We start from the raw sequence: 8573 nt of genomic DNA on the forward strand, positions 1-8573 counted from the left end.
GCCCCGTTCGGACCCAGCAGCGAGAACACCGAGCCCTGCGGGATCTGAAGATCCACCCCGTCCAGCACCCGCTGCTCCCCATACGCCTTCACCAGCCCCACAGCACTGATCGCCGCAGCACGGGGTCCCGCGGAACTCCTGGACTCACTCGCTGACATGACATTCCTCCTCATGGAACGAACCGACTTGCACTGTGTTCAAGTACGACCATAGGGCCGACTTGCACAGTGTGCAAGTGATGTCTTGAACTTTGTGCAATTAGAGATCTTGATCTTGCGTGCCGCACGGCGTGTCACACGTACTCGCCGGCAACGAGGGGTGTGACCGTGAACCGGCGGCTGTCGTGGGTGGTTCAGTTCCCTCGTTCCGACAACGACGTTACGAGCCGGGCTTATCGGCCGGATATTGAAGAGCTATCGGGCACGCGGACATGCAGAAATCCCCGTCCGGGGGCCAGAACTCGGGCCCCCGGACGGGGATTTCCGCAGGTGTGCCGCGGTCAGTCCGTGCGGACCGCCAGGGAGCGCACACCGGTGAACTCGGGCGAACCGAAGAAGACCGGAGCGACGTCCGGGTCCACCCGCAGGTGTGCGAAGCGGTCGAGGACGAGGTTGAAGATGATGCGCGTCTCCACCCGGGCCATCGCCGCGCCGATGCAGTAGTGCGCACCACGGCCGTAGCCGACGTGCTGGTTGGGGGCGCGGGTCACGTCGAAGGTGTCCGCCTCGGGGAACTGGCGCGGGTCCCGGTTGGCCGCCCCGAGCTGCAGGCTGACCATCTGGTCCTTGGGTATCGTCACCCCGCCCACCTCGACCTCGGCCTCGGTGGCCCGGTAGGAGGTCGTGGCCGGTGTGAAGTACCGCATGACCTCCTCGAACATGCCCGGCACCAGCGAGCGGTCGGCGCGGACCTTCGCCGCCTGCTCGGGGAACGTCTCCAGACACAGCATCGTGTTGCCGATCAGGATCGGGCTGGTCAGATGCCCCGCACCCAGCACGGCGACCGCGAAGTTGATGATCTCGTCGTGCGCCATCGGACGGCCGTCGAGGTACTTGAACTCGAGCATCAGGCTGAGCAGGTCCTGCTTCGGCTCCCTGCGGCGCTCGTTGATGATGTCGCCGAGGAAGTCACGCAGCGGAAGCAGCGGCCCGAGCAGCGAGTCGAAGTATTCCTCGCCGCCCTCGCCGACCGTGCTCATTTGCACATCGGCGTCCATCGTCTGGTCCACGGCCTTGAACATGTCACGGTGCTCGGCCGGGGTGCCGAGCAGTTCGCTGAAGAGGATCCCGGACAGGTCGTCGATGAAGTCGCCCAGCAGGTCGAACCGGTCCCGGCCGGCCAGCTTGTCGAGCAACTCGCCGCCGAGCTTGGTGATCCGCACCTCGAGGTCGTCCATGGCCTTGGGGCTGAACGCGCGGCCGACCTGCCGCCGCATATGGATGTGCTCGGGGCCGTTCATCTGGGCCATGTCGCCCTTGATCAGCTTCGCCTGCTCCTCGTCGACGTCGAACAGCCGCGTGGAGTCGGCCGAGAACGACTCGGAGTCGTTGAGGACGGCGAGCACCTCCGGGTACCCGGCGACCTGCCACACACCCAAGTCCTCGTCGAACTTCACCTTCTCGTCCGGTAACTGCCCTCGCAGCCAGTACTTGTCGGCTCCAAGACGCCACCGGTCCGCGAACTCGGTCATGCCTTTCCCTTGCTTCCCTCGGCGGGAAGGACATGCATCGCGCGGACGCCCACCATGTCCTCCGAGGGGAAGAAGGCGGTCTTGTCCTGGTCGGTGGTGAAGTCCGGGTAGCGGTCGAGCAGGGCGTTGATCGCGATCCTGCCTTCGAGCCGTGCCAGCCGGGTGCCCAGGCAGTAGTGGATGCCGTTTCCGAACGAGATGTGGTCGTTGGGGGTGCGGGCCGGGTCGTACTCGTCGGGGCGGTCGAACTTGAGCGGGTCACGGTTGGCCGCGCCCACCCACGGCAGGATCATCTGCTCGGCCGGGATCGTGACGCCGCCGATCTCCACGTCCCTGGTGGTCACCCGGGACAGCGTGGCGGCCGGCGGGAGCAGTCGCAGGGCCTCCTCGATCGCCGTCGGGACCAGGGAGCGGTCCTCGCGCACCTGGACGAGCTTGTCGCGCTCCAGGTCCAGGCACGCCATCGTGTTGCCGACCATCATGGTGCTGGTGATGTGGCCGGTGATCAGCAGGACGTTGGCGATGTTGACGACCTCGTTGTCGGTGAGGCGCTGGCCGTCGTCCTCGGACTGGATGAGATAGGTGAGCAGATCCTCCCTCGGCCGCTCGCGCCGCTGGAGAACCTGGTCGAGCATGTAGTCGAGCAGGGGCTTCAGGCGCGCTTCCGCGGCGTGGATCTGGTCCTCGATCCCGTCACCGCCGGCGACGAAGTCAAGGCCGGCCATGTTCTCGATGATGTCGAACGCGGCCCCCTTGAACAGGTCGAAGTCCTTGCTGTCGAGGCCGAGAAGGTCGGCGATGACACGGACCGGCAGCGGGTAGGCGAAGTCCGCCACCAGCTCGAAGCCGTCCTTCTCCGCCGCCGCGTCGAGCAGTTCATTGGTGATCTCGTGAATCCGCGGCTCGAGGCTCGCGATCACCTTGGGACTGAACGCGCGCCCGATCAGTTTGCGGTACTTGGTCTGTTCCGGCGGGTCCATCTGCGAGATGTCGCCCTCCTGGAACTTCGGGTCGACCTGTACGGCGGCATACGCGGCTGTCTTGGCCGAGAAGGCCGAGGCGTCGCCGAGGATCTGTTCCACCTCGGCGAAGCCGTAGGCGCTCCAGGAGCCGAGCTGCTCGACGAACTCGACGGGCTTGTCCGGGCGGACGCCGCGCAGCCAGGGACTGTTGGGATGGACGTTCCACCGCTCGATGACTTTGGACATAGGGAAAGCCGTTCCTCTCTGGTTCTGGGTCCCGCGCTACTTCTCGGCGGCGGACATGGCCGCCCGCAGGCTCTTGGGCCGCAGATCGGTCCAGTTCTCCTCGACGTACTGCAGGCATGCGGCGCGGCCGGCCGCGCCGTAGACCGCCCGCCAGCCCGCGGGCACGTCGGAGAACGCCGGCCAGAGCGAATGCTGGTCCTCGTCGTTCACCACGACATAGAACTCACCGTTCTCGTCGTCGAACGGATTGCTGCTCATTCCTGGACTCCATTTCCGTTACCAACACACACGGGCATCAGGGAAGTTCAGCCGCGCTCTTGGCTTTTCCGGCGTCGCGCGGAGATCTCCCGGCCGATGATCGAGCAGATTTCGGCGGCGGGCTCCGCGTTGATCAAATCGTGGTGCGTGCTTTCGATGTCGAACTGCTTGACGGAACCCGTGATGTACGGCTTCCACAGATCCCCGTACGTCGCGTCCTGTTGGGGCACGGCGTTGAAGAAGACGGCGTCGCCGTGGAAGACCGGCGAGGTGAACCCCGGTGTCAGCGACTGGTGGTTGACGATCACCCGGACCGCGTTGTCCAGGAACGACTCGTAGTCGTCCGAGCCGACTCCGCTCGTGAGGTGCTCGCGGAGGTACTCCCGCAGCGCGCTCGGGGTGGGCGGCGCCTGCGTCACCAGGTAGCTGCTGGGGACGCTGTCCAGCAGGGCCAGGAGCGCCACTTCGTGGCCCAGGCCCTGCAGTCGCGCGGCGATGGCCTGGGCGAACGTACCGCCGATGGAATATCCCGCCAGATGGAACGGGCCCGCAGGCTGGACGGCCAGGATCTCGCCGACATAATCGACGATCATCTCGTCGATGGATTCGGGCAGTCGGGTCGTCCCGTCGAATCCCTTCGCCTGGATTCCGTAAATGGTCTGGTATTCCGGAAGGCGAGCGGCGAATCCGAGATACGGCCAGCATATCCCGCCGCCCGGGTGAATGAACCACAACGGCTCAGTGTCGGATACCGAGTTGCCCTCGCCGCTCGCGTTCCCCGCGTTTCCCTTGATGGAGAGCACGGGCGCGAACGGGTCGCCGGAGTGGCCGGCGTCGCCCTCCGACTCCAGGAACGTGGCCAGTTCGGCGACGGTCGGGGCGTCGAACACCGCCCTGAGCGGAAGGTTGACGCCCAGGACGACCCCGATGCGGCTGATGAGCCGGGAGGCGAGCAGGGAGTGCCCGCCCCGGGCGAAGAACCCGTCGTCGACGGTCACCGACGGCAGCCCGAGTACCTCGGCGAACAGACCGCACAGGATCTCCTCCCGGGTGGTGCGCGGCGCACGGCCCGTCGACACCCCGGCGTAGTCCGGTGTGGGCAGCGCCCGCCTGTCCAGTTTCCCGCTCAGGGTCAGCGGTATCTCGTCGATGACCATCAGCGCCGACGGCACCATGTGCTGCGGCAGCCGCTCCCGCACGAGTTCGCGCACCCCGGCCACCAAGTCCCCGACCACCAGGTCACCGGCCACCAGGTCACCGGCCGCCGGCTCGCCGTCCTCCTCGTCCCCGGTCCGGTCGGCGGCCTGCACCGGGGCGGCGACGACGTACCCGACCAGCCGCCGGTCGCCGCCGTTGTCGTCGACGACCACGACCGCCTGGTCGACCCCGGGGTGCGCCGTCAACGCGGCCCGGACCTCGCCGAGTTCGATACGGAAGCCGCGGATCTTGACCTGGTCGTCGGCGCGCCCGTGGAACACCAGGGCACCCTCCGCGGTCCACGACACCACGTCGCCGCTCCGGTACATCCGCTCCCCCGGCCCCCCGAACGGGCAGGCCACGAAGCGTCCCGCCGTCACGACCGGCTTGCCGAGGTACCCCCGGGCCACACCGGGACCGGCGATGTACAGCTCGCCGGGCACCCCTACCGGGACCGGCTGCAGCGCCGCGTCCAGTACGTACACCCGGGTGTCGTGGATGGGCGTGCCGATCGGGAACACCCGGTCGTCCGCGGTCAGCGGCGCGCTCATGGTGGCGCACACGGTGGTCTCGGTCGGACCGTAGACGTTCATCATCCGGCGGCCCGGGGCCCATTGGGCGACCAGCTCGGCCGGCGGCGCCTCGCCGCCGACCAGCAGGGAGACCACGCTGCTCAGCGAGTCGGCCGGAAGCGCCGCGAGCATCGCGGGCGGCAGCATCATGTGCGTCACCCGGTGCCGGTCCACCGTGCGGGCCAGCGGCGGTCCGGGGGCGAGGTCCTCCTTGTCGGCCAGCACCAGGGCCGCACCCGACAGCAGCACCGTGAACATCTCGCAGAGGGAGACGTCGAAGCTCGGCGAGACGAGCTGCAGCATCCGGCTGTCCGCCGTCACCGCCATCCGCTCCACGTGCGACGCGACCAGCGCGGCGACTCCGCGGTGGGTGACCACGGTGCCCTTGGGCTGCCCGGTCGACCCCGAGGTGTAGATGACGTACGCGGCGCTGTCGAGCGTCGTCGTACGCGGAGGGGGCGTGGTGCCGGTCGCGTCGGAGCCCGAGTCGGCCGGGGCCTCGTCCACCCGCAGGGTGGGCAGGTCGTGCCCGGCCAGCACCTCCGCCGCCGCGGCGTCCACCACCGCCAGCCGGGCGCCGGAGTCGCCCACCATGTAGGCGATCCGCTCGGCCGGGTAGGTGTGGTCGACCGGCAGATACGCCCCGCCCGCCTTGGCGACGCCGAGCAGCGCGACGACCAGGTCCGGCGAACGGCGCGTGGCCACCGCGACCACGGTCTCCGGCCCCACGCCCCGCTCGATCAGGGCGTGTGCCAGCCGGTTGGCCCGCTCGTCCAGCTCGCGGTAGGTGAGCTGGACGTCCTCGAAGAGCAGCGCCCGGGCGTCCGGGGTCGCGGCGGCCTGTCGTTCGAACTGGTCGGGGACGGTCCCCTCGGCCGTCGCCGCGGGGGTCTCGTTGAAGCCGGCCAGCAGCCGCTCGCGTTCCGCCTCCGGCCGTACGTCGACCGATCCGACCGGCACATCGGGATCCGAGACCAACTGGCCGAGAACCCGGGCGAACCGCGCGGCGATCCCCTCGGCGGCGTCCGCGTCGAAGTGGTCCTCCTGGTACTCCATGACCACGTGCAGGCGGTCGTCGGCCGCGGCCGCGATGCCCAGCGGGTAGTGGGTGCCGTTGCCGGTGCTCACCTTGGTGATCGCGACGCTCTCGCCCGCGCCGGCGTCGCTCAGGCCCTCGCGCTCCATCGGGAACGACTCGAAGACGACGACGGTGTCGAACAGGGTGCTCAGACCGGCGGTGCGGCAGATCTCCGTCAGCCCGACGTGGTGATGGTCCATCAACGGACCCTGCCGGTCCTGCAGACCGGTCAGCACCTGGCGGAAGCTCTGCCAGGGCGACAACTCCACCCGCACGGGAAGGGTGTTGATGAACAGACCGACCATCGACTCCACGTCCGGCACCGCCGGCGGGCGGCCGGACACCGTGGTGCCGAACACCACGTCCTGCCGGCCCGTCAGCCCCGCGAGCACGATCGCCCAGGTGCCCTGCACCAGGGTGTTCAGGGTGACGCCCAGGTCGGCGGCGCACCGGATCAGCTCGCGGGCGGTGTCGGCGTCCAGCGGGATCTCCACCTGCCCCACCCGCTGCGGATCCGCTTCGGCCGCGCGGTCGGACACGATCAGGGTGGGCTCCTCGACCCCGGCGAGTTCGGTCCGCCACGCCCGCGCCGACTCCTCGGCGTCCTGCTGCGACAGCCACCGCAGGAAGTCCCGGTACCTGCGGACCCGAGGCAGTACGGAGGCGTCGCCCCCGGAGGTGTACAGGCGCAGCAGCTCCTGCATCAGGATGCTCAGCGACCAGCCGTCGAGCAGCGCGTGATGCGAGGTCAGGACCAGTTCGGCCTGCCGCGGTCCGGTCAGTGCCAGGGAGAGACGCAACAGCGGCGCGGTGGCCGGGTCGAAGTGGTCCGCCTCGTCCTCGGCGAGCAGGCGCTCCAGCGCCTCGGCGCGCAGGGGAGCGTCCAGTTCGCGCAGATCCGTCAGCTGCCAGGGCAGTTCGACGTCGTCGAGGACGAGCTGGACCAGGTCGCCGGAGGCGTCGGGCACGAACGCGGTGCGCAGGTTGGCGTACCGGTCGAGCAGGGCCTGGCCGGCCGCCCGCATCCGCTCCGGATCCACCGCACCGGACAACTGGTAGACGACCTGCACGTGGTAGGCGTCGTACGTCGAGTCGACCAGCATCGACTCGAAGAGCAGACCGGACTGCAGCGGAGTGAGCGGCCATACGTCCGAAAGGCCGGGGTAGCGCTGCTCCCAACCCTCGAGCTCGCTCTGCCGCACCGAGACCAGCGGCACGTCCGACGGGGTCAGACCGCCCGCGTCCGGCTGGGCGACATGCCGGGCCAGGCCCTCCAGGGCCTCCCCCCACAGATCGGCCAGCTCCCGCACCTCGTCGTGGGACAGCACACCCGCCGGGAACCCGAACCGGACGCCGAGTTGAGGGCCGTCCTCCGTGTCCGTCACGGCCGCGTTGATCTCCAGGGTGGACATCACCGGCATGTCCGCGTCCGGCACCGCGATCAACTCGTTCGTGCCCGGCGCCTGCGACCAGCCCAACCCCCGCAACTCCTCAGGCATGTCAGCCCCGGAGAAACGACCGAGGTAGTTGAAGGCGATCTGCCCGGTCGGATGCGGCGCGAGAACCGCACCGGTCTCCTCGTTCAGATACCGCAACAGGCCATAACCCAGCCCCTTGTCGGGGATGCGCAGCAACTGCTCCTTGACCGCCTTGACCACCGAACCGGCCGCCGCACCCCCCGCCAGCGCCTCCTCCACATCCACACCCGCGAGATCGAGACGGACCGGGAACATGCTGGTGAACCAGCCGACCGTCCGCGACAGATCGGCCCCCGGCACCACCGCCTCCTCACGGCCGTGCCCCTCCAACTTCACCAGCAGCGACGACTCCTCCACCCCACGGCCACGCCGCCAACGGGACACCGCCACCGCCAACGCACTGAGCAGACCGTCGTTCACACCACCACGGAACGCGGCGGGCACATCCGTCAGCAGCGCTTCGGTGACCTCCGACGGAACCTTGAGCCACAGGTGATCCACGGTGGAGACCACGTCCACCGCGGGGTCGATCTCCCGCGAGCCGAGCAGCGGGTCCGGGCCGTCGACGACCGACTGCCACAGCTCCAGTTCGGCGACACGCTCCGGCGAGGACGCCTCCTCCACGAGGGCGTGCGTCCAGCGGCGTACGGACGTCGTCACCGCGGGCAGTTCGGGCGTTTCGCCCGCCCGCACCCGGCTCCACGCCTCGGCGAGGTCGGGGAGCAGGATGCGCCACGACACACCGTCGACGACCAGGTGATGCAACACCACGATCAGACGGCCCGCCGTCTCCGCCCCCGCGTCGAACCACACGAACTGCGCCATCACCCCGCGGGCCGGGTCCAACCGGCCGGTCGCGGCGTCCAGTTCCCGCGCGGCGCGGGCGCTCCAGGCCTCGTCCCAGGTGCCGTCGCACTCCACCCGGTGCACCAGACCGGCCAGGTCGACCGTGCCCGGCGCGTCCACCCGCATGCCGTCGCCGACCAGTCGGGAGCGCAGCAGATCGTGGCGGTCCCAGACCGCCGCCAACGTCGCCGTCAGACCCGCCCCGTCGATCCCGACCGGCAGATCCACCACCGACGACATCGTGAA

4 protein-coding genes and 1 pseudogene are annotated in these 8573 nt (G+C 69.2%); all 5 read right to left on the reverse strand.

What is annotated here, in order from left to right; all coding sequences use genetic code 11:
- A pseudogene (locus FE633_RS49080) lies at positions 1-158 on the reverse strand (ABC transporter); the annotation flags it as partial.
- Positions 159-499: 341 nt separating this feature from the next.
- Entirely contained in the window at positions 500-1690 is a 1191-nt protein-coding gene (locus FE633_RS46380; RefSeq protein ID WP_138051180.1) for a cytochrome P450, read from the reverse strand.
- Positions 1687-2898, reverse strand: a complete 1212-nt coding sequence (locus tag FE633_RS46385; RefSeq protein WP_119100265.1) for a cytochrome P450 — start codon at positions 2896-2898, stop codon at positions 1687-1689. The genes FE633_RS46380 and FE633_RS46385 overlap by 4 nt, the downstream gene beginning before the upstream one ends.
- 36 nt (positions 2899-2934) lie before the next feature.
- Entirely contained in the window at positions 2935-3156 is a 222-nt protein-coding gene (locus FE633_RS46390) for an MbtH family protein (RefSeq protein WP_119100264.1), read from the reverse strand.
- Positions 3157-3203: 47 nt separating this feature from the next.
- A complete protein-coding gene (locus FE633_RS46395; RefSeq protein ID WP_246114154.1) occupies positions 3204-8558 on the reverse strand; it encodes a non-ribosomal peptide synthetase in 5355 nt (1784 codons plus the stop codon).
- Between the last annotated feature and the right edge of the window lie 15 nt (positions 8559-8573).

It is taken from the genome of Streptomyces montanus (assembly GCF_005786655.1).
GTDB classification, from domain to species: domain Bacteria; phylum Actinomycetota; class Actinomycetes; order Streptomycetales; family Streptomycetaceae; genus Streptomyces; species Streptomyces sporangiiformans.